Source organism: Klebsiella sp. ME-303, from assembly GCF_007910085.1.
Lineage (GTDB): Bacteria > Pseudomonadota > Gammaproteobacteria > Enterobacterales > Enterobacteriaceae > Klebsiella > Klebsiella michiganensis.
In genome coordinates this window covers 210,668-230,125 of sequence record NZ_VOJB01000072.1, presented here as the reverse complement: position 1 = coordinate 230,125, position 19,458 = coordinate 210,668, and the positions used below count along the sequence as shown (strand labels likewise).

The 19,458-nt window shown below is 57.1% G+C and carries 18 protein-coding genes and 1 other RNA gene; 7 read left to right on the top strand and 12 right to left on the bottom strand.

Annotation, left to right across the window (positions count from 1 at the left end):
• Positions 1–53 precede the first annotated feature (53 nt).
• Positions 54–713 (bottom strand): PAQR family membrane homeostasis protein TrhA, encoded by a 660-nt coding sequence (gene trhA, locus FQK12_RS11860; RefSeq protein ID WP_014226799.1) that lies wholly within the window; start codon positions 711–713, stop codon positions 54–56.
• Between the two features lie 161 nt (positions 714–874).
• Entirely contained in the window at positions 875–1,186 is a 312-nt protein-coding gene (yqfB, locus tag FQK12_RS11855) for a N(4)-acetylcytidine aminohydrolase (protein WP_014226800.1), read from the bottom strand.
• Between the two features lie 50 nt (positions 1,187–1,236).
• Between yqfB and FQK12_RS11850 the strand changes: the two genes are divergently transcribed.
• From FQK12_RS11850 to FQK12_RS11840, 3 genes are all read left to right on the top strand, one after another.
• Positions 1,237–1,965, top strand: coding sequence for a MurR/RpiR family transcriptional regulator (locus FQK12_RS11850; protein ID WP_025105967.1), 729 nt, complete (start codon positions 1,237–1,239; stop codon positions 1,963–1,965).
• A 121-nt stretch (positions 1,966–2,086) separates the two neighbouring features.
• The gene (locus FQK12_RS11845; RefSeq protein ID WP_014226802.1) at positions 2,087–3,520 is read left to right on the top strand and encodes a 6-phospho-beta-glucosidase; all 1,434 of its coding nucleotides are present in this window, start codon (positions 2,087–2,089) and stop codon (positions 3,518–3,520) included.
• 190 nt (positions 3,521–3,710) lie between these two features.
• Entirely contained in the window at positions 3,711–4,202 is a 492-nt protein-coding gene (locus FQK12_RS11840) for a protein disulfide oxidoreductase (protein ID WP_014226803.1), read from the top strand.
• Positions 4,203–4,310: 108 nt separating this feature from the next.
• On the opposite strand, the gene FQK12_RS11835 is transcribed toward FQK12_RS11840, so the two are convergent.
• From FQK12_RS11835 to FQK12_RS11800, 8 genes are all read right to left on the bottom strand, one after another.
• The gene (locus tag FQK12_RS11835) at positions 4,311–5,054 is read right to left on the bottom strand and encodes an SDR family oxidoreductase (RefSeq protein WP_014226804.1); all 744 of its coding nucleotides are present in this window, start codon (positions 5,052–5,054) and stop codon (positions 4,311–4,313) included.
• A 60-nt stretch (positions 5,055–5,114) separates the two neighbouring features.
• A complete protein-coding gene (gcvP, locus tag FQK12_RS11830; RefSeq protein ID WP_014226805.1) occupies positions 5,115–7,988 on the bottom strand; it encodes an aminomethyl-transferring glycine dehydrogenase in 2,874 nt (957 codons plus the stop codon).
• A 143-nt stretch (positions 7,989–8,131) separates the two neighbouring features.
• Complete coding sequence (gene gcvH, locus FQK12_RS11825) at positions 8,132–8,521, bottom strand: glycine cleavage system protein GcvH (protein ID WP_004854088.1); 390 nt, start codon at positions 8,519–8,521, stop codon at positions 8,132–8,134.
• A gap of 22 nt (positions 8,522–8,543) precedes the next feature.
• The gene (gene gcvT / locus FQK12_RS11820) at positions 8,544–9,638 is read right to left on the bottom strand and encodes a glycine cleavage system aminomethyltransferase GcvT (RefSeq protein WP_009654955.1); all 1,095 of its coding nucleotides are present in this window, start codon (positions 9,636–9,638) and stop codon (positions 8,544–8,546) included.
• A 421-nt stretch (positions 9,639–10,059) separates the two neighbouring features.
• Positions 10,060–11,262, bottom strand: a complete 1,203-nt coding sequence (gene ubiI, locus FQK12_RS11815; RefSeq protein ID WP_004854091.1) for an FAD-dependent 2-octaprenylphenol hydroxylase — start codon at positions 11,260–11,262, stop codon at positions 10,060–10,062.
• Positions 11,263–11,272: 10 nt separating this feature from the next.
• Positions 11,273–12,451 (bottom strand): 2-octaprenyl-6-methoxyphenyl hydroxylase, encoded by a 1,179-nt coding sequence (gene ubiH / locus FQK12_RS11810; RefSeq protein ID WP_014226806.1) that lies wholly within the window; start codon positions 12,449–12,451, stop codon positions 11,273–11,275.
• A complete protein-coding gene (gene pepP / locus FQK12_RS11805) occupies positions 12,448–13,764 on the bottom strand; it encodes a Xaa-Pro aminopeptidase (protein WP_014226807.1) in 1,317 nt (438 codons plus the stop codon). The genes ubiH and pepP overlap by 4 nt, the downstream gene beginning before the upstream one ends.
• Before the next feature lie 28 nt (positions 13,765–13,792).
• Positions 13,793–14,371, bottom strand: coding sequence for a YecA family protein (locus FQK12_RS11800; RefSeq protein ID WP_014226808.1), 579 nt, complete (start codon positions 14,369–14,371; stop codon positions 13,793–13,795).
• 165 nt (positions 14,372–14,536) lie between these two features.
• On the opposite strand from FQK12_RS11800, the gene zapA reads away from it, so the two are divergent.
• The 3 genes from zapA (at position 14,537) to FQK12_RS11785 (ending at position 15,790) form a co-directional block, all read left to right on the top strand.
• The gene (zapA, locus tag FQK12_RS11795) at positions 14,537–14,866 is read left to right on the top strand and encodes a cell division protein ZapA (protein ID WP_004105598.1); all 330 of its coding nucleotides are present in this window, start codon (positions 14,537–14,539) and stop codon (positions 14,864–14,866) included.
• A 41-nt stretch (positions 14,867–14,907) separates the two neighbouring features.
• A non-coding RNA gene (ssrS, locus tag FQK12_RS11790) (6S RNA) lies at positions 14,908–15,091 on the top strand.
• A gap of 102 nt (positions 15,092–15,193) precedes the next feature.
• Positions 15,194–15,790 (top strand): 5-formyltetrahydrofolate cyclo-ligase, encoded by a 597-nt coding sequence (locus FQK12_RS11785; protein ID WP_014226809.1) that lies wholly within the window; start codon positions 15,194–15,196, stop codon positions 15,788–15,790.
• Positions 15,791–16,167: 377 nt separating this feature from the next.
• Here FQK12_RS11785 and serA read toward each other — a convergent pair whose 3' ends face one another.
• Both serA and rpiA read right to left on the bottom strand, forming a co-directional pair.
• Positions 16,168–17,400, bottom strand: a complete 1,233-nt coding sequence (gene serA / locus FQK12_RS11780; RefSeq protein WP_004115297.1) for a phosphoglycerate dehydrogenase — start codon at positions 17,398–17,400, stop codon at positions 16,168–16,170.
• Between the two features lie 269 nt (positions 17,401–17,669).
• Positions 17,670–18,329: a ribose-5-phosphate isomerase RpiA gene (rpiA, locus tag FQK12_RS11775; RefSeq protein WP_004125006.1), complete on the bottom strand. Its 660-nt coding sequence runs from the start codon at positions 18,327–18,329 to the stop codon at positions 17,670–17,672.
• A 169-nt stretch (positions 18,330–18,498) separates the two neighbouring features.
• On the opposite strand from rpiA, the gene argP reads away from it, so the two are divergent.
• Complete coding sequence (gene argP, locus FQK12_RS11770) at positions 18,499–19,392, top strand: DNA-binding transcriptional regulator ArgP (protein WP_004105608.1); 894 nt, start codon at positions 18,499–18,501, stop codon at positions 19,390–19,392.
• The last annotated feature ends 66 nt before the right edge of the window (positions 19,393–19,458 follow it).

Below are 19,458 nucleotides of genomic sequence, written 5' to 3'. Positions count from 1 at the left end.
GATGAACCTGTAGCCCGGCTAAGCGTAGCGCGAGCCGGGAGATTTCGCGAAATTTAAACCTGCCCGACGTACAAATAAATGGCCAGGAAGTGGCACACGCTGCCGCCCAGGACAAAACCGTGCCAGATAGCGTGGTTGTACGGAATACGTTTGCAGACGTAGAAAATAACCCCCAGCGAATAGACCACGCCACCCACGGCAAGCAGCGTCACGCCGCCCACCGCCAGCTTAATCGCCAGCTGATAAACGACGATCAGCGACAGCCAGCCCATGGTCAGGTAGGTCACTAAAGAGAGGATCTTAAAACGATGCGCAATGGTCAGCTTAAACAGGATCCCCAGCAGCGCCAGGCTCCAGATGACGATCATCAGCCCACGCGATAGCGGCGAATTTAGCCCCACCAGCAGAAACGGCGTGTAGGTCCCGGCAATCAGCAAATAGATGGCGCAGTGGTCGAATTTTTTCAGCCACAGCTTAGCCCGCTGATGCGGAATCGCGTGATAGAGGGTCGAGGCGAGGAACAGCAAAATCATGCTGCCGCCGTACAGGCTGTAGCTGGTAATGGCCGTGGCGCCGGCGTTGCTGTCCACCGCCTGCACCAGCAGCAGCACCAGACCGACGATACCGAACACCAGCCCAATCCCGTGACTGACGCTGTTGGCAATTTCCTCTGCCAGAGAATATCCCTGTGTGATTAACGATTTGCGACCCATATTTGACTCCGAAAACAAGTACGCTTTCAATGCACACTTAGGTTAACTGAGAATGATTCCAGTGAACACCTGTTCGCTAAAATAAAAAGATGAATATTTATGAACAGTATAAAATCAATAGGTTACATAAAAATTTCAACTAACAGACGTTCACTGTTTATTTAAAGCTTTTCGAATTCAATAACATAAAACTGCTTTTCTTCAGGATAGATCTCCGCAATCACCTCACGCAGCTGCGCCAGGGTCATATTCTCCTGCTGCGCGTGCAGTTCACTCAGCGTATCCAGCGTCACCGTTGAGGTGGCCACCACGCGAATGGTGCAAAAATAGCCGTCATCTTCATAGCGGCCAACGCGCAACACATCGCCCGTTTTAAAGAGTGATTCAGCCGCATCGCGGAGGGTAATGGTTTTGCGTCCGGCGAGGATGTCGTCCTGAAAACGCTGAAAAAAGGTTATGTCATTTGGCTGCATGATATCATTCCGTCCTGGTCATTATGAATTGTGAGTTCGCCACTGTGAGTATCTTCTCCCACGCCGCTATCGCCAGTCTCAATAACCTTGAGATGATGGTCTATCACTACGTCATTAAAAATCGCGACAAAGTGATGTACATGACCATCCGCGAGCTGGCGGAAGCGGCCGGAGTCTCCACGACTACCGTTTTGCGCTTCTGCCGCAAGCTGCAGTGCGAAGGCTACTCGGAGTTTCGCGTACGCTTTAAATTATATCTGGAGCAGAATGAGCCTCAACAGGCAAATATCGGCGCCAGCGAAATAATGAGCTTTTTTAAAAGCGTTAATAACGATGAATTTGACCAGCTGCTCGAGCAGGCGGTCGATATTATTCTGTCTTCAGAACGTATTATTTTTGTTGGCGCCGGCACCTCCGGCGCGCTGGCAAAATATGGCGCGCGTTTCTTTTCTAACGTCGGGAAATTCAGTAACCATATCGACGACCCTTATTTCCCGGTGACCAATGATATGGCGCGTAATGCGCTGGCCATCGTGCTGTCGGTCTCCGGCGAAACCGAAGAGATCCTGCGCTTCGCCAGCCAGTTCAGCCTGCATCGCTGTAAAGTGATGTCCATCACCAGCCACGAGCACTCGCGGCTGGCAAAGCTTGCCGACTTTAATCTCTCCTGGCACGTTCCGCAAACGCGCATCGGCGGCGTCTATGACATTACCACCCAGATCCCGGTCATTTATATTCTGGAAACGCTGGGGCGTAAATTAGCGCGCAAACTCGCCTGAAAATAACAGGGTGTTTTTTCGATGTAACAAATTCCATTCCGGGCAAATTGTTATATCGTGACATTTATATTCCCTTTGTTAGACTCGCAGCCAACAAGTCATTAAGACGAGATGAGCAAAGATGAAGAAAATTCCTTTACCAAAAGACTTTTTATGGGGTGGCGCCGTCGCCGCGCACCAGGTTGAAGGCGGCTGGAATAAAGACGGCAAAGGCCCGAGCATCTGCGACGTGCTTACCGGCGGCGCGCACGGCGTGCCGCGCGAGATAACCCAGCAGGTAGAGCCGGGCAAGTACTATCCGAACCACGAAGCCATCGATTTCCACGGCCGCTACAAAGAAGACATCAAGCTGTTCGCCGAGATAGGCTTCAAGTGCTTCCGCACCTCTATCGCCTGGACGCGCATCTTCCCGCTGGGCGACGAAAGCCAGCCGAATGAAGAAGGGCTGAAATTCTACGATGACATGTTCGATGAACTGCTGAAGTACAACATCGAACCGGTTATTACCCTCTCCCACTTTGAGATGCCGCTGCATCTGGTTCAGCAGTACGGCGGCTGGACCAACCGCAAAGTGGTCGATTTCTTTGTGCGCTTCGCCGAAGTGGTCTTCGAGCGCTATAAGCACAAAGTGAAATACTGGATGACCTTTAACGAGATCAACAACCAGCGTAACTGGCGCGCGCCGCTGTTTGGCTACTGCTGCTCCGGCGTGGTCTATACCGAGCATGAAAACCCGGAAGAGACCATGTACCAGGTGCTGCACCATCAGTTTGTCGCCAGCGCGCTGGCGGTGAAGGCAGCGCGTCAAATCAATCCGGAGATGCAGGTGGGCTGCATGCTGGCAATGGTCGCCCTCTATCCGTTCTCCTGCAAGCCGGAAGACGTGATGTTTGCCCAGGAATCAATGCGTGAACGCTACGTCTTTACCGACGTCCAGCTGCGCGGCTACTACCCGAGCTACGTCCTGAACGAATGGGAACGCCGCGGCTTCAATATCAACATGGAGGACGGCGATGCGCAAATCCTGCGCGAAGGCACCTGCGCGTATCTCGGCTTCAGCTACTACATGACCAACGCGGTGAAAGCGGAAGGCGGCACCGGCGACGCGATCTCCGGCTTTGAAGGCAGCGTGCCCAACCCGCACGTCAAAGCCTCCGACTGGGGCTGGCAGATTGACCCGGTCGGCCTGCGCTATGCGCTGTGTGAACTGTATGAGCGCTACCAGAAGCCGCTGTTTATCGTCGAAAACGGCTTCGGCGCGTACGATAAAGTCGAGGAAGACGGCAGCATCAACGACGACTATCGCATCGACTATCTGCGCGCTCACGTCGAAGAGATGATCAAAGCGGTGACTTACGACGGCGTTGAGCTAATGGGCTATACCCCGTGGGGCTGCATCGACTGCGTCTCCTTCACGACCGGTCAGTACAGCAAGCGCTACGGCTTTATCTACGTCAACAAACATGACGATGGTACCGGCGATATGTCCCGCTCGCGCAAGAAGAGCTTTAACTGGTACAAAGAGGTTATCGCCAGCAACGGCGAGAAACTGTAATCATCTTGCCCCTTTCCAGCCGGAAGGGGGCAAAACTTCCCACAAAACAGACACTTCTTTACAGCTTTAGCATTGCTAACCCACGCTCAGCCGATAAGATAAACCACATTAATCGTTGAGTCGCTGACGCTGACTTCGTGAATCAACGCCGCACGCTGCCGGCCTTTCCGGCGCATCACAATGTAGAAAAATGATGCTAAACCTCTTCAGACAGATCCTGATATGGCTGCTGATTGTCGCCGCCGTCAGCCTGGCGGTGGATTACCTGCGCAGGCCCGCGCTGCCGCAGAATTTCTCCAGCATGCCGCTGCAAACGCTTGATGGCCGAACGGTCGATCTGGCGGCAATGAGCCACGAGCGCCCTTTGCTGCTGTACGTCTGGGCCACCTGGTGCGGCGTTTGCCGCTATACCACCCCGTCGGTGGCCGCTTTAGCCAACGATGGCGGCAATGTGATGACGGTAGCGCTACGCTCCGGCGACAACGCCGCTCTGGCGCGATGGCTGGCGCATAAAAAAATGGCGCTGCCGACGATCAATGACGCCAGCGGTCAGCTATCCCAACGGTGGGAGGTGCAGGTCACGCCGACCCTTATCGTTATCTCGCGCGGCGAGGTGAAGTCAGTCACCACCGGCTGGACCAGCGGCTGGGGGATGCGCCTGCGGCTGTGGCTGGCGTCGTAGCGCATTTCCCTGCTTGCGCTGCGCTTAGCAGGGCCAGGGATGGGGTGAGGTAAACAGATGTTGTATCCCGGGCAAGGCGTTAGCCGCCCCCCGGAAAACGAGTTCCGATTATCTCCCGCCCGCCAGCTCCAGAAAGCTGCCGGTCACGTAGGAAGCCTTCTCACTCAGCAGCCAGACGATGGCCTGAGCCACCTCCTCCGGCTGCCCGCCGCGCCGCATGGGCAGCATCGACTTCACGCGATCCACGCGCCCCGGCTCACCGCCGCTGGCGTGCATGTCGGTATAAATTAAGCCGGGACGCACGCCGTTAACCCGAATCCCCTGCGCCGCCACCTCCAGCGACAGGCCGGTGGTCAGAGTATCAACCGCGCCCTTTGACGCGGCATAATCCACATACTCCCCCGGCGCCCCGAGGCGCGATGCTGCGGATGAAACATTCACAATCGCCCCACCTTTACCGCCATGCTTGTGCGACATCCGCTTTACCGCCTCCAGGCAGCAAAGGAAGTAGCCGGTAACATTGGTGGCCAGCACCCGGTTAATTCGCTCGGCGCAAAGGCTTTCAATCGTCCCCTGGGTAAATAAAATCCCGGCGTTATTGACCAGCGCGGAAAGCGGTTCACCGAGGCGGTCGATAGCGGCGAACATCGCCATCACCTGCGCTTCATCGCTGACGTCCGCCCGTAGCGCAACGGCTTTGCCACCGCTGGCGATAATTTCGTTCACCACGCCGGTCGCGGCAGCGCTATTTTGGTGGTAATTCACCGCCACGGTATAGCCTTCCTGCGCCAGCAGCAGCGCCGTCGCTTTACCTATTCCCCGGCTGCCGCCCGTCACCAAAGCTATCGTCATGCCATTCTCCCAAAAAATAAAGGCGCCGCAGCGCCTTTAAAAGATAGTCTAATCAGCAAATTACTGGTATTCGCTCATCGGCACGCAGGAGCAGAACAGGTTACGGTCGCCGTAAACATCGTCCAGACGCTTAACGGTCGGCCAGTACTTGTTGTTCAGCCCCGCCGGGAAGACCGCCAGTTCACGGGTGTACGGATGGTTCCACTCGCTCACCAGTTCACCCTGAGTATGCGGCGCGTTCACCAGCGGGTTATCCTCCAGCGGCCATTCACCGCCTTTCACGCGGTCGATCTCGCCGCGAATCGCCAGCATCGCATCGATAAAGCGGTCCAGCTCCACTTTGCTTTCCGATTCGGTCGGTTCCACCATCAGCGTGCCGGCAACCGGGAAGGACATGGTCGGAGCGTGGAAACCAAAATCAATCAGTCGCTTGGCAATATCCAGCTCGCTGATGCCGGTCTCTTCTTTCAGCGGACGAATATCCAGAATACATTCGTGCGCCACGCGACCGTCGCGGCCGGTATACAGCACCGGGAACGCGTCTTTCAGCCGGGTAGCGATGTAGTTGGCGTTCAGAATCGCCATCTGGCTCGCCTGTTTCAGCCCCTCTGCGCCCATCATACGGATATACATCCAGCTGATCGGCAGAATGGAGGCGCTGCCAAACGGCGCGGCGGAAACCGCGCCCTGGCGGGTCAGCATGCCTTCAATTTGCACCACGCTGTGGCCCGGCACAAACGGCGCGAGGTGCGATTTCACGCCGATCGGCCCCATACCCGGGCCGCCGCCGCCGTGCGGAATGCAGAAGGTTTTATGCAGGTTGAGGTGCGAGACGTCCGCGCCGATAAAGCCCGGAGAGGTAATGCCGACCTGGGCGTTCATGTTCGCGCCGTCAAGGTAAACCTGGCCGCCAAACTGATGCACCACTTCGCACACTTCGCGAATAGTCTCTTCATAAACGCCGTGGGTGGACGGATAGGTGACCATAATGCAGGAGAGGTTCGCCGCATGCTGCTCGGCTTTCGCCCGCAGATCCGCCAGATCGATGTTGCCATTTTTATCGCAGGCGACCACCACCACCTGCATTCCCGCCATCTGCGCGGAAGCCGGGTTGGTGCCGTGCGCAGAGCTTGGGATCAGGCAGATATCGCGATGCCCTTCGTTGCGGCTCTCGTGGTAATGGCGAATCGCCAGCAGGCCCGCGTATTCGCCCTGCGCGCCGGAGTTCGGCTGCATGCAGACCGCATCATAGCCGGTCAGCTTAACCAGCCAGTCGGAGAGCTGGGCAATCATCTGATGATAGCCTTCGGCCTGGTCAACCGGGCAGAACGGATGCAGTTCGGCGAATTCCGGCCAGGTGATCGGGATCATCTCGGCGGCGGCATTCAGCTTCATGGTGCAGGAGCCCAGCGGGATCATCGCCTGGTTCAGCGCCAGATCCTTACGCTCCAGCGCGTGCATATAGCGCATCATCTCGGTTTCGCTGTGGTAGCGGTTGAACACCGGATGAGTGAGGATCGCATCGTCACGCAGCATGCTGGCCGGGATCGAACGGCTGTCCAGGGCCACGTCTTTATCCAGCGTGTCGATATCCAGGCCGTGATCGTCGCCCACGATGGCGCGGAACAGGTTCAGGACGTCTTCGCGCGTGGTGGCTTCATCGAGCGTGATCCCGACGGCGTGATGAATATCGCTGCGCAGGTTGATCTGCAGCGCTTCCGCCCGCGCCAGCACAGCGGCTTTATCGGCGACGTCCACGCACAGGGTATCGAAGTAGTGAGCATGGCGGAGCTTAAGACCTTTTTTCTGCAGGCCATCGGCGAGAATATCGGTCAGGCGATGAATACGGCTGGCGATACGCTTCAGGCCGGCCGGGCCGTGGAACACGGCGTACAGGCTGGCAATATTGGCCAGCAGCACCTGGGAGGTACAGATATTGGAGTTCGCTTTCTCGCGGCGAATATGCTGCTCGCGCGTCTGCATCGCCATGCGCAGCGCGGTATTACCCGCCGCATCTTTCGATACGCCGATAATACGGCCCGGCATGGAGCGTTTGAATTCATCTTTTGCGGCAAAAAACGCCGCGTGCGGGCCGCCGTAGCCCATCGGTACGCCGAAGCGCTGGGCGGAGCCAAACACAATGTCCGCGCCCTGCTTGCCGGGGGCAGTCAGCAGAACCAGGGCCATAAAATCGGCCGCGACGCTGACAATCACTTTGCGCGCTTTCAGGTCAGCTATCAGTTTGCTGTAATCGTGAACCTCGCCGGTGGTGCCTACCTGCTGCAGCAGCACGCCAAAGACGTCCTGATGGTCGAGCGCTTTTTCCGCATCATCGACAATCACATCGAAACCAAAGGTTTCCGCGCGGGTGCGCACCACGTCCAGCGTTTGCGGATGAACGTCGGCGGCGACGAAGAAACGGTTGGCGTTTTTCAGTTTGCTTACGCGTTTGGCCATTGCCATCGCTTCCGCAGCGGCGGTGGCTTCGTCGAGCAGCGAGGCCGAGGCAATATCGAGCCCGGTCAGGTCGAGGGTCACCTGCTGGAAATTCAGCAGTGATTCCAGGCGACCCTGGGAAACCTCCGGCTGATAAGGCGTATAGGCGGTATACCAGCCCGGATTTTCCAGCATGTTGCGCTGAATCACCGGCGGCAGCTGCACGGCGGTGTAGCCCATGCCAATGTACGACTTGAAGCGCTTGTTACGACCGGCGATCGCCTTCAGTTCCGCCAGCGCGGCGAATTCCGTGGTTGCTTCGCCCACCTGCGGCGGCGTTGCCAGCTGGATATCCTGCGGCACAATCTGGCCAATCAGGGCGTTAAGCGAATCGGCGCCAACGGTTTTCAGCATCTCCTGCTGCTGCCGGGCATCCGGGCCGATGTGACGTTCAATAAAGGCGTCACGGTTTTCAAGCTGGCCTAAAGTCTGGGTCATGAGCGATGGTTCCTGAACGTGCGGTGAATCGTGATTGTCTGACGGGTTTGCCCGGCGAGCACTGACGCTAACCGGGCCAGAAGACGCAAATCATTCGCGTTGCAGGAAGCCAACGCCCCTGCAACGTGAAGGATGAAGCGTATTTATTCGTCTTCTAACAGAGCTTCATATGCGGTCGCATCCAGCAGCGCGGCAACCTGAGCTTCATCGCTGGCTTTGATTTTAAAGATCCAGCCGCCGGCGTACGGCTCGCTGTTGACCAGCTCAGGGGAGTCGTTCAGCTCTTCATTGACGGCAACAATTTCGCCGCTAATCGGCGCGTAGATATCGGAAGCGGCTTTGACGGATTCGGCAACCGCGCAGTCTGCGCCCGCTTCTACGGCGGCGCCCACTTCCGGCAGGTCAACGAAAACCATATCGCCAAGCAGCTCCTGCGCGTGCTCGGTGATACCGACGGTATAGGTGCCGTCCGCTTCTTTACGCAGCCATTCGTGTTCTTTGCTGTATTTCAGTTCTGCTGGTACGTTGCTCATCAATTCATCTCCAAATGGGAAATCACACCACGGCTTTGCCGTTGCGTACAAAAACGGGTTTCGTCACTTTGACCGGCATTTCGCGATTGCGAATCTGCACCACGGCGGTTTCACCGATGCCTTCCGGTACGCGCGCTAAGGCAATACTGTAGCCCAGCGTCGGGGAGAAGGTGCCGCTGGTGATAATGCCTTCTTTCTGATTGCCATCGGCATCGCTGAAGCGCACCGGCAGGCCGCCGCGCAGAACGCCTTTCTCGGTCATCACCAGGCCGACCAGCTGTTCGGTGCCTTTTTCACGCTGGAGTTCCAGCGCTTCACGCCCGATAAAATCACGGTCAGCCGGTTCCCAGGCAATGGTCCAGCCCATGTTAGCCGCCAGCGGAGAGACGCCTTCGTCCATCTCCTGGCCATAAAGATTCATGCCCGCTTCCAGGCGCAGCGTATCGCGCGCGCCAAGGCCGCACGGCTTAACGCCCGCGTCCAGCAGGCCGCGCCAGAAATCCACCGCCTGCTCGTTCGGCAGCGCGATTTCATAACCCGCTTCACCGGTATAGCCGGTAGTCGCAATAAACAGATCGCCCGCCTGCACGCCAAAGAACGGCTTCATGCCTTCCACGGCCTGGCGCTGCGCGTCGGTAAACAGCGTCGCCGCTTTCTCTTTCGCCTTTGGACCCTGTACGGCGATCAGGGAGAGATCGTCACGCACGGTTATCTCAAGACCATAGGATTCAGACTGTTGGGTGATCCAGGCGAGGTCTTTTTCACGGGTGGCGGAGTTAACAACGAGGCGGAAATAGTCTTCAGAAAGGAAATAAACAATCAGGTCATCAATGACGCCGCCGGAGGCGGTCAGCATGCCGCTATAGAGCGCTTTGCCCGGCACGGTGAGCTTCGCCACGTCGTTAGCCAGCAGATAGCGCAGGAACTCGCGGATTCGGCTGCCGTGAAAATCGACGATGGTCATGTGCGACACATCGAACATTCCGGCATCACCGCGCACCGCATGATGCTCATCGATCTGGGATCCGTAATGCAGCGGCATCATCCAGCCATGGAAATCCACCATGCGCGCGCCGCATAGCGTGTGTTGTTCAAACAACGGAGTCTGTTGAGCCATCTTTTCCTCATCGAATAAAACGGAACCAGCCACGATTTTTGGCGTTTTTGCGCCGCGAAAAACGCCGCCAGCATCGCTAAAGGACGCCGACGCAAACGTTCTCTTTGGCCTGAACTTACCACCGATATCCGCACTAAACCATAAGCCTGGTCAGGACATCACATTAGCTTATGACCAAAATCAGCCGCAGAGCCTACAGAGTTTTTATCTACAAAAAAGCGATTCAATCCGCACAAAACCAAACTAATTAGTTAAAAAAGCAGCGAATGATGATATTTTCTGCGAAATGACGAGCCTAATTTCTATAACAAAAAAAAGGTAACATTAATAAAACTAATGCGAAAAACGAGGTGAAATTAGATTATTTCAAATGAGAGGGGATAACCCGGCGCGGCGGCCGGGTGAGAGAAGTGTGACGTACTTAACGTAACCAGGCGGGCAGGTCGTTGAGGCCCATCGCTTGACGGATAAGCTGCGGCTTCACGCCGGGCAATGTATCCGCCAGCTTAAGACCGATATCGCGCAGCAGCTTCTTCGCCGGATTGTGGCCGGAGAACATGTCGCGAAAGCCCTGCATCCCCGCCAGCATCAGCGCAGCGCTATGTTTACGGCTGCGTTCATAGCGACGCAGATACAGATGCTGGCCGATATCCTTGCCCTGCGCGTGCAGGCGCTTCAGTTCGTCGATCAGCTCGGCGGCATCCATAAAGCCAAGATTGACGCCCTGCCCCGCCAGCGGATGAATGGTATGGGCGGCATCGCCGACCAGCGCCAGACGATGGGCAGCAAACTGACGCGCATAGCGGCCGGTGAGCGGGAAGACCTGGCGCTCGCTCTCCACGGCGCATAAGCCGAGGCGGTTATCGAAGGCAATATTCAGCGCCTGGTTAAAAGCGGCATCGTCCGCCTGCCGCATGCGCTCAGCCTCTTCGGGAGAGAGCGACCAGACAATCGAGCAAAGATGCGGATCGCTCAGCGGCAGAAACGCCAGAATCCCTTCGCCGTGGAACGCCTGACGCGCCACCGCTTCGTGCGGTTCTTCGGTGCGAATAGTGGCAACCAGCGCGTGATGGTGATAATCCCAGTAGGTCAGCGGGATATCGGCTTTATTGCGCAACCATGAATTGGCCCCATCGGCGCCAACCACCAGCCGGGCGGTTAACATCGTGCCGTCCTGCAGGCTAAGAAAGGCCTCGTTCTCCCCCCACGCAACCTGCTGCAGCTGCGCCGGAGCCAGCAGAGTGACGTCCGCGCAGCGCTGCGCTTTTTGCCACAGGGCGTGGTGAATCACGGCGTTTTCAATAATATGCCCAAGGTGGCTAAAGCCCATGCTCTGGTCATCAAAGCTGATGCGGCCAAAACTGTCTTTATCCCACACTTCCATACCGTGGTAGCAGCTGGCGCGCTGGGCGATAATATCCTGCCAGACGCCCAGTTTGCTCAGCAGCTTCTCGCTGGCGGCGTTAACCGCCGACACCCGCAGCGCCGGCGGCGCATCCGCGCTTAACGGCTGAGGCGCGGCCTGTTCCAGCACCGCAACGCGCAGCCCGCTGCCCTGCAAACCGCAGGCAACCGCCAGCCCCACCATTCCACCGCCAACAATAGCGACATCAACACTTTGCACGTTTCACTCCTTAACGGGGAACCCAACCGAGGGTACGCTGCGCCAGCGCATCGCGCGCCGGGGTAAATAATTCCATCGCCATCAGGCCGACGTTGCGCCCCACCACCAGCGGCGCCCAGCGATTGGCGAACAGATGCACCAGCCCATCGGTCACGCCGACGGTGGCGGCTTTATCTGCGGCGCGTCGGGTCTGATAGCGGCTCAGAAGCAGATAGCCGCCCGGATCCTCTCCTTCTGCCTGCGCCTGCGCCAGCATTTCCGCCAGGCTCATGACATCGCGCAGACCGAGGTTAAATCCCTGCCCGGCAATAGGATGCAGCGTTTGCGCCGCGTTGCCGACCAGCGCCAGCCGATGCGCAACCGTGCGGCTGGCTCGGGTGAGCGAGAGCGGATACACGCTGCGCTTTCCGGCGTGGACGATCCGGCCAAGACGCCAGCCGAATGCCTGCTGAAGCTCATGGCGGAAGCGTTCGTCCGACCAGCTCAGCACCTCTTCACGCCGCGACTGCGGATGACACCACACCAGCGAGCAGCGGCCCTGCGACATGGGCAGCATCGCCAGCGGGCCGTGTGGGGTAAAGCGTTCAAACGCGCGCCCGCTATGCGGCTGCGCGGTACTGACGTTGGCGATAATCGCCAGCTGTTCATAGGGTTCCTGCTGCCAGCTGATACCGCAGCGGGCCCCCAGCGTCGAGCGCGAGCCGTCGGCGGCGACCAGCAGTTTACCGCTGAGGGTTTCGCCGTTGTCCAGAACCAGGCTGACGCTCTCTTCGCTGCGGCTGACATTTTCCACCTTTGCCGGGCAGTGTAGCGTCACGCCCGGCGCCTTGCGCAGCTGCGCAAACAGGCGCTGGCCGACATCGTGCAGCTCGACCACCTGGCCCAGCGCCGCCAGCCCATACTCCTCAGCCTCGAGCGTCACAAACCCCGCGTGGCCGCGATCGCTGACGTGAACGCGCTGAATGGCCGTGGCGCAGTCGGCTATCTCTTGCCAGATATCAACGCGAGCCAGTTGCTGGCAGGTGCCGGCAGCCAGAGCGATGGCGCGGGCGTCAAAGCCCGGATGCTGCGCGGAATCCGGCGCAGATGCTTCAACCAGATGCACCGGCAGCGTACCGCCGGTCAGGCGAGATATCGCTAGCGCCAGCGTCGCGCCGGTCATTCCTCCGCCGACGATCAGGATGCTCATAGCTGGCGCGCCGCCGCCATCAGCGCCTCGATATCGTCCGCTTTTTTCACTACGCCGGCGGTGAGGTTCTCATTACCGTCTTCGGTAATGACGATGTCGTCTTCAATACGAATGCCGATGCCGCGGTACTGGGCCGGCACGTCGGCATCCGTCGCAATATACAGCCCCGGTTCAACGGTCAGCACCATTCCCGGCTCAAGAATACGCGAGCGGTCAACGTCATAGCTGCCGACATCATGCACGTCGAGCCCCAGCCAGTGGCTCAGGCCATGCATAAAGAAAGGTCGATGGGCGTTATTGGCAATCAGCTCATCAATTTCACCTTTCAGGATCCCCAGACGCACGAGGCCGGTAATCATAATCCGCACCACCTGCTGGTTAACCTCTTTAATTGAGGTACCCGGGCGATAGAGCTTCAGCGAGGTTTCCAGAGATTCAAGGACGATATCGTAAATCTCTCGCTGGGCCGGGCTAAATTTGCCGTTAACCGGGAAGGTGCGGGTGATATCGCCCGCGTAGCCGCGGTATTCGCAGCCTGCGTCAATCAGCACCAGATCGCCGTCGCGCAGCTCGCACTCATTTTCGGTGTAGTGCAGGATGCAGCCATTTTCGCCGCCGCCCACGATGGTGTTATAAGAAGGAAAGCGCGCGCCGTGACGGTTGAATTCGTGAAGGATCTCGCCTTCCAGATGATATTCGAACATCCCGGGACGGCATTTTTCCATAGCGCGGGTGTGGGCCAGCGCGGAGATCTCCCCTGCGCGGCGCATGACCTCCAGCTCTTCTGCCGATTTAAACAGGCGCATCTCATGCACCATCGGCCGCCAGTCAATGACCGAGCCTGGCGCCTGCAGATTCTGCCGTACGCCTTTGCGCAGTTTTTCCAGCGCGTTAAACACGATGTCGTCGGCGTAGGCATATTCGCCCTGGGCAAAGTAGATAGCGTCGAGGCCGTTAAGGAGCTGGAACAGCTGCTGATTGATTTCACTAAATGCCAGCGCGCGATCGACGCCCAGCTTCGCGGGGGCAGCTTCCTGCCCGAGGCGGCGGCCAAACCAGATTTCAGCGGTCAGATCGCGCACGCGGTTAAACAACACGCTGTGGTTGTGCGTCTCATCGCTTTTAATCAATACCAACAGCGCTTCTGGCTCATTAAAGCCGGTGAAGTACCAAAAATCGCTGCTCTGCCGGTAGGGATATTCTGAATCTGCGCTGCGTACCGCTTCCGGCGCGGCGAAAATGAGCGCTGCGCTGCCCGGCTGCATCTGCGCCAGTAGAGCCTGGCGACGAGAGAGAAATTCCTGCTGAGTCATGACGCCCCCTGAACGATTTAATGAATGATTAGTGTAGCGTCGGCTTTTGAACTTCCGGCGCAGTGGGTTTCTGAAGAGAGAAGGTGTCGTGGCACAGCAGCGCAGCAACGCGTACGTATTCGATAATCTCCTCCAGAGACATTTCGAGCTCTTCCTGATCCTCGTCTTCGTCATACCCGAGCTGAGCAATATTGCGCAGATCGTCGATGGCTTCACCCGTTTCGTCTTTGATTTTATCCAGCTTAGGCTGCGTCACGCCCAGCCCAAGCAGAAAATGGTTCACCCAACCCGCGAGCGCATCGGCGCGATCGAACACGCTCACCTCGTCGCCATCCGGCAGGTAGAGCTGGAATAAGAAACCGTCATCCTCCAGCGAGTCGCTGGTGGCGGAATGCATGTTACGCAGCGCCTGCGCCAGCTCGTGACCAAAAGCCAGACCTTCGTTAGTCAGATCGTGCACCAACGGCTGCCAGCTGCTGTCTTTGTTGCCGCCGCACAGGATCCCGCTAATCAAACCGTGCATTTCGGCAGGGGTTAATCCTACCCCTTGTTGGTTCAGTAACTGGTCTACAGCGTTGTAGCCAGGCATTTCGTTCTGTATAGACATGCGCATTCGTCATCGTTGGGAGGAATATTCATGATATGCTACCACTTTGGACCCTGGTGAACCAGAATAGGGCTTGTATCTTAAAACCAGGGTAGCTATAGTGTCGCCCCTTCGCAGACCCTCCCAGGGCGTGAAGGCCGCGCAGTCAATCAGCAGGAAGGTGGCATGTCTGCACAACCCGTAGATCTCCAAATTTTTGGCCGTTCACTACGAGTGAATTGCCCGCCTGAACAAAGGGATGCCTTAAACCAGGCAGCTGACGACCTGAATCAGCGGTTGCAAGATTTAAAAGAACGCACTAGAGTCACAAATACTGAGCAGCTGGTCTTCATCGCCGCGTTGAACATCAGCTATGAGTTGACTCAGGAAAAAGCGAAAACCCGCGACTACGCCGCCAGCATGGAGCAGCGTATTCGGATGCTTCAGCAGACCATCGAACAAGCATTGCTTGAGCAAGGTCGCATAAGCGAAAGACCCGGGCAGAAGTTTGAATAACACTTTGCATTTAACTGTGTTAGAGTAATCGCAAGAACAAAATTTCTCTGAGATGTTTGCAAGCGGGCCAGTCCCCTGAGCCGATATTTCATACCACAAGAATGTGGCGCTCCACGGTTGGTGAGCATGCTCGGCCCGTCCGAGAAGCCTTAAAACTGTGACGACACATTCACCTTGAACCAAGGGTTCAAGGGTTACAGCCTGCGGCGGCATCTCGGAGATTCCCTTCTTTTTCGTTTCATCCCCCCCTAAGTTAATTTTCGGCTTTTGCCGTCGTGTATTAGACTACGCCTGTTGGTATCGTTTGCTCACCGATGAGACTCAGGTATGACCCTATTGTCAGATATCCCCTTTACCAGGCAGCAAATTCGTCAGCAGATCCGCCAGCGCCGACGCGCGTTAACGCCGGAGCAGCAAACCCAGTTCGCCCTCCATGCGGCGGACAGAATGATGGCGTATCCGCCGGTTCTGCTCGCGCAGACGGTCGCGGTATTTCTTTCGTTTGATGGCGAGCTGGATACGCGGCCGCTGATTGATCAGCTCTGGCGGGCAGGCAAACGGGTCTATCTCCCCGTGCTTCATCCGTTCAGCCCCGGCAATCTTCTGTTTCTGCACTACCACCCAAGCAGCGATCTGGTGGTGAATCGTCTGAACATCCGCGAACCGAAGCTCGACGTGCGCGATGTCCTCCCGCTTAGCCAGCTGGATGTACTGGTAACGCCGCTGGTCGCGTTTGATGCCGCCGGACAGCGCCTGGGTATGGGCGGCGGATTTTACGACCGGACGCTGCAAAACTGGCGGCAGCATCGCCTGCAGCCGGTCGGCTACGCGCATGATTGCCAGCAGGTCGACGCGCTGCCGACGGAGCAGTGGGATATCCCGCTGCCAGCGGTCATCACTCCGTCAAAAACCTGGCTCTGGTAAAACGTCCGAACAATTGACATTGCTGATTTTTTCACCTAAATTCCTGGATAAAGGGTGAGGGAGGCGAACCTCCCTCCTGCATTCTCTCTGTTAATATGCTGGCCAGGCGATGATTAACAGGATAAGCAGCATGATGAAGAGTCTCATCATCGTCCCTTTCCTTTTAGAGCCCCTGCCTCGGTAGGGGCTTTCCCGTTTCAGCCCCACGCTGAGTCTTTATCGTAAATCCCTTTCTTTCAGGCACAACGACATCCGACGGTTTTAATCGCCGTTTGCGGCAAGCCTCGCTAAGCGTTTGAGTGGCGACGGGAAATTGCAGAAGGGTCTATCAGGAGAAAAGGGGCAGGTCGATGACCTGCCCGCTGGCATAAAAGGAGTTAGAACAGCAGACGGGCGCGGATGGTACCAGGAATAGCCTTCATCGCCTGCAGCGCGCTCTGCGCGACATCTTCTTCGGCTTCGATATCAATGACCACGTAGCCCATTTGCGGAGTGGTCTGCAGATACTGCGCCGCGATGTTAATGCCCTGCGCGGCGAAAATCTGGTTAATTGCGGTCAGAACGCCCGGACGGTTTTCATGGATATGCAGCAGACGGCGCCCGCCGTGCAGCGGCAGCGACACTTCCGGGAAGTTAACCGCGGAGAGCGTAGAACCGTTATCGGAGTATTTCGCCAGCTTGCCCGCCACTTCCAGACCGATGTTTTCCTGCGCTTCCTGAGTTGAGCCGCCAATGTGCGGGGTCAGGATAACGTTGTCGAACTCACAGAGCGGAGAGTTGAACGGATCGCTGTTGGTCGCCGGCTCGGTCGGGAAGACGTCGATCGCCGCGCCCGCCAGGTGCTTGCTCGCCAGCGCATCGCACAGCGCCGGGATATCCACCACGGTGCCGCGAGAGGCGTTGATCAGCAGCGCGCCGGGTTTCATCAGCGCCAGCTCTTCCGCGCCAATCATGTTCTTCGTGGAGGCGTTTTCCGGCACGTGCAGGCTCACCACATCGCTCATGTTCAACAAATCAGAAAGATGCTGGACCTGAGTCGCGTTACCTAACGGCAGCTTGCTTTCAATATCGTAGAAATAGACATGCATCCCCAGCGATTCGGCCAGAATACCCAGCTGCGTGCCGATATGACCATAGCCGATAATACCCAGCTTTTTGCCGCGCGCTTCAAAGCTGCCGACCGCCAGCTTGTTCCATACGCCGCGGTGCGCTTTGGCATTTGCCGCCGGTACGCCGCGGAGCATAAGCAGCAGTTCGCCGATCACCAGTTCAGCAACGGAACGGGTATTGGAGAACGGGGCGTTAAACACCGGGATACCGCGTTTCGCCGCCGCGTTTAAATCAACCTGATTGGTACCGATACAGAAGCAGCCAACCGCGACCAGCTTCTCCGCCGCCGCGAAGATCTCTTCAGTCAGATGAGTACGGGAACGCAGGCCGATGAAATGGGCATCACGGATGGACGCTTTCAGCTCTTCGCTATCCAGCGCGCCTTTATGAAATTCGATATTGGTGTAGCCCGCTGCGCGAAGGCTGTCCACCGCTTTTTGGTGCACACCTTCAACCAGCAGAAATTTAATCTTGTCTTTTTCCAGTGATACCTTAGCCATTTCCCCGTCCTGTTTTTGTCTTAACTGATGTCGTGCGGAACGAAAGTTCTTCTCAGCAACATATCAAAAAAAACTATTGCGGCAATATGAACGTTTGCGTCGGCAACCTGAAGAAATATCAATCAGCGGGAAATAGCAGGACAAAACACCAGAAAGTAAAAGAAAGGTAGATTGTTACTAAGACAAGGCGCGTAAATGTGACAGAAGTCACCAAAATAGGCCTGGAGAAAAAATATTTGCGAGGAAGCGATTCGCTCCCTCGGATCAGACTATTTAGTGATGGTTTTTACACCATCAGCGGTGCCAATCAGCGCGACGTCCGCACCGCGATTCGCAAACAGGCCGACGGTCACGACGCCCGGAATACCGTTAATGGTATTTTCCAGCGCAATAGCGTCCAGAATTTCCAGACCAAACACATCGAGGATCACGTTGCCGTTATCGGTCACGACGCCCTGACGATACTCCGGACGGCCGCCCAGCTTAACCAGCTGACGCGCCACGGCGCTGCGCGCCATCGGGATCACTTCCACCGGCAGCGGGAATTTACCCAGAATATCCACCTGCTTGGAAGCATCGGCGATACAGATAAATTTGTCGGCGACCGAAGCGATAATTTTCTCACGCGTCAGGGCTGCGCCACCGCCCTTGATCATCTGCATGTGGCCGTTGATTTCATCTGCGCCGTCCACGTAAATACCAAGACGATCAACGCTGTTCAGATCAAAAACCGTAATACCGAGGCTTTTCAGTTTTTCAGTAGAGGCATCAGAGCTGGAAACCGCCCCTTCAATCTGCCCTTTCATGGTACCCAGCGCATCGATAAAGTGCGCCGCCGTCGAGCCCGTACCGACCCCAACGATAGTGCCCGGTTGTACATACTGCAGTGCCGCCCAGCCTACCGCTTTTTTCAGTTCATCTTGCGTCATGATTATGGTCCGAGATGTGAATTCCTGAGGCGCATTATAGAACATCAGGGGGGTCATTGTCCCTGCGACGGCGATCACACAACGCGGTCGCCAATTTTTCATCTTCATCAAAAACAAATTTATGTCATAGTGCGAGTTAACGAAAAGTATTAGGGGGCACGCCAGAGCAATGAAACGACCGGACTACAGAACACTACAGGCGCTGGACGCGGTAATCAGGGAACGAGGGTTTGAGCGCGCCGCGCAGAAGCTTTGTATTACGCAGTCCGCCGTCTCTCAGCGCATCAAACAGCTGGAAAACATGTTTGGACAACCGCTGCTGGTGCGAACCGTACCGCCGCGTCCCACCGAACAGGGGCAAAAGCTGCTGGCCCTGCTGCGTCAGGTCGAACTGCTGGAAGAGGAGTGGCTGGGCGATGAACAAACTGGCTCCACGCCGCTGCTGCTATCGCTGGCGGTCAACGCCGACAGCCTGGCCACCTGGCTGCTGCCCGCGCTCTCCAGCGTGCTTTCCGACTCCCCTATTCGGCTGAACCTGCAGGTGGAAGATGAGACCCGGACCCAGGAACGCCTGCGCCGCGGCGAAGTGGTCGGCGCGGTCAGTATTCAGCCGCAGGCGCTGCCCAGCTGCCTGGTCGATCAGCTCGGCGCCCTCGACTACCTGTTCGTCGCCTCGAAGGAGTTTGCCCAGCGCTATTTCCCCAACGGGGTGACCCGCTCGGCGCTGCTGAAAGCGCCGGTGGTGGCATTCGATCATCTCGATGATATGCACCAGGCCTTTTTGCAGCAGAACTTCGATTTGCCGCCGGGCAGCGTGCCCTGCCATATCGTGAACTCCTCGGAAGCCTTTGTGCAGCTGGCCCGTCAGGGAACAACCTGCTGTATGATCCCGCATCTGCAAATTGAGAGAGAGCTGAACAGCGGCGAACTGATTAACCTCACGCCGGGCCTGTTCCAGCGCCGGATGCTCTACTGGCACCGTTTTGCCCCGGAAAGCCGCATGATGCGCCGGGTGACCGATGCGCTGATCGATTACGGCCATAAAGTGTTGAGACAAGATTAACCCCCGCAAGCAGGCCGGCCCCGTCCGGCCTGTATGACCCACCTTCTCCTGTTCATATCTTTGAAA

Excerpts from the sequence above, each read along its gene's own strand:
- trhA (WP_014226799.1), bottom strand. The coding sequence starts at position 713 with ATGGGTCGCAAATCGTTAATCACACAGGGATATTCTCTGGCAGAGGAA.
- yqfB (WP_014226800.1), bottom strand. The coding sequence starts at position 1,186 with ATGCAGCCAAATGACATAACCTTTTTTCAGCGTTTTCAGGACGACATC.
- FQK12_RS11845 (WP_014226802.1), top strand. The coding sequence starts at position 2,087 with ATGAAGAAAATTCCTTTACCAAAAGACTTTTTATGGGGTGGCGCCGTC.
- FQK12_RS11840 (WP_014226803.1), top strand. The coding sequence starts at position 3,711 with ATGATGCTAAACCTCTTCAGACAGATCCTGATATGGCTGCTGATTGTC.
- FQK12_RS11835 (WP_014226804.1), bottom strand. The coding sequence starts at position 5,054 with ATGACGATAGCTTTGGTGACGGGCGGCAGCCGGGGAATAGGTAAAGCG.
- gcvP (WP_014226805.1), bottom strand. The coding sequence starts at position 7,988 with ATGACCCAGACTTTAGGCCAGCTTGAAAACCGTGACGCCTTTATTGAA.
- gcvH (WP_004854088.1), bottom strand. The coding sequence starts at position 8,521 with ATGAGCAACGTACCAGCAGAACTGAAATACAGCAAAGAACACGAATGG.
- gcvT (WP_009654955.1), bottom strand. The coding sequence starts at position 9,638 with ATGGCTCAACAGACTCCGTTGTTTGAACAACACACGCTATGCGGCGCG.
- ubiH (WP_014226806.1), bottom strand. The coding sequence starts at position 12,451 with ATGAGCATCCTGATCGTCGGCGGAGGAATGACCGGCGCGACGCTGGCG.
- pepP (WP_014226807.1), bottom strand. The coding sequence starts at position 13,764 with ATGACTCAGCAGGAATTTCTCTCTCGTCGCCAGGCTCTACTGGCGCAG.
- FQK12_RS11800 (WP_014226808.1), bottom strand. The coding sequence starts at position 14,371 with ATGTCTATACAGAACGAAATGCCTGGCTACAACGCTGTAGACCAGTTA.
- zapA (WP_004105598.1), top strand. The coding sequence starts at position 14,537 with ATGTCTGCACAACCCGTAGATCTCCAAATTTTTGGCCGTTCACTACGA.
- FQK12_RS11785 (WP_014226809.1), top strand. The coding sequence starts at position 15,194 with ATGACCCTATTGTCAGATATCCCCTTTACCAGGCAGCAAATTCGTCAG.
- serA (WP_004115297.1), bottom strand. The coding sequence starts at position 17,400 with ATGGCTAAGGTATCACTGGAAAAAGACAAGATTAAATTTCTGCTGGTT.
- rpiA (WP_004125006.1), bottom strand. The coding sequence starts at position 18,329 with ATGACGCAAGATGAACTGAAAAAAGCGGTAGGCTGGGCGGCACTGCAG.
- argP (WP_004105608.1), top strand. The coding sequence starts at position 18,499 with ATGAAACGACCGGACTACAGAACACTACAGGCGCTGGACGCGGTAATC.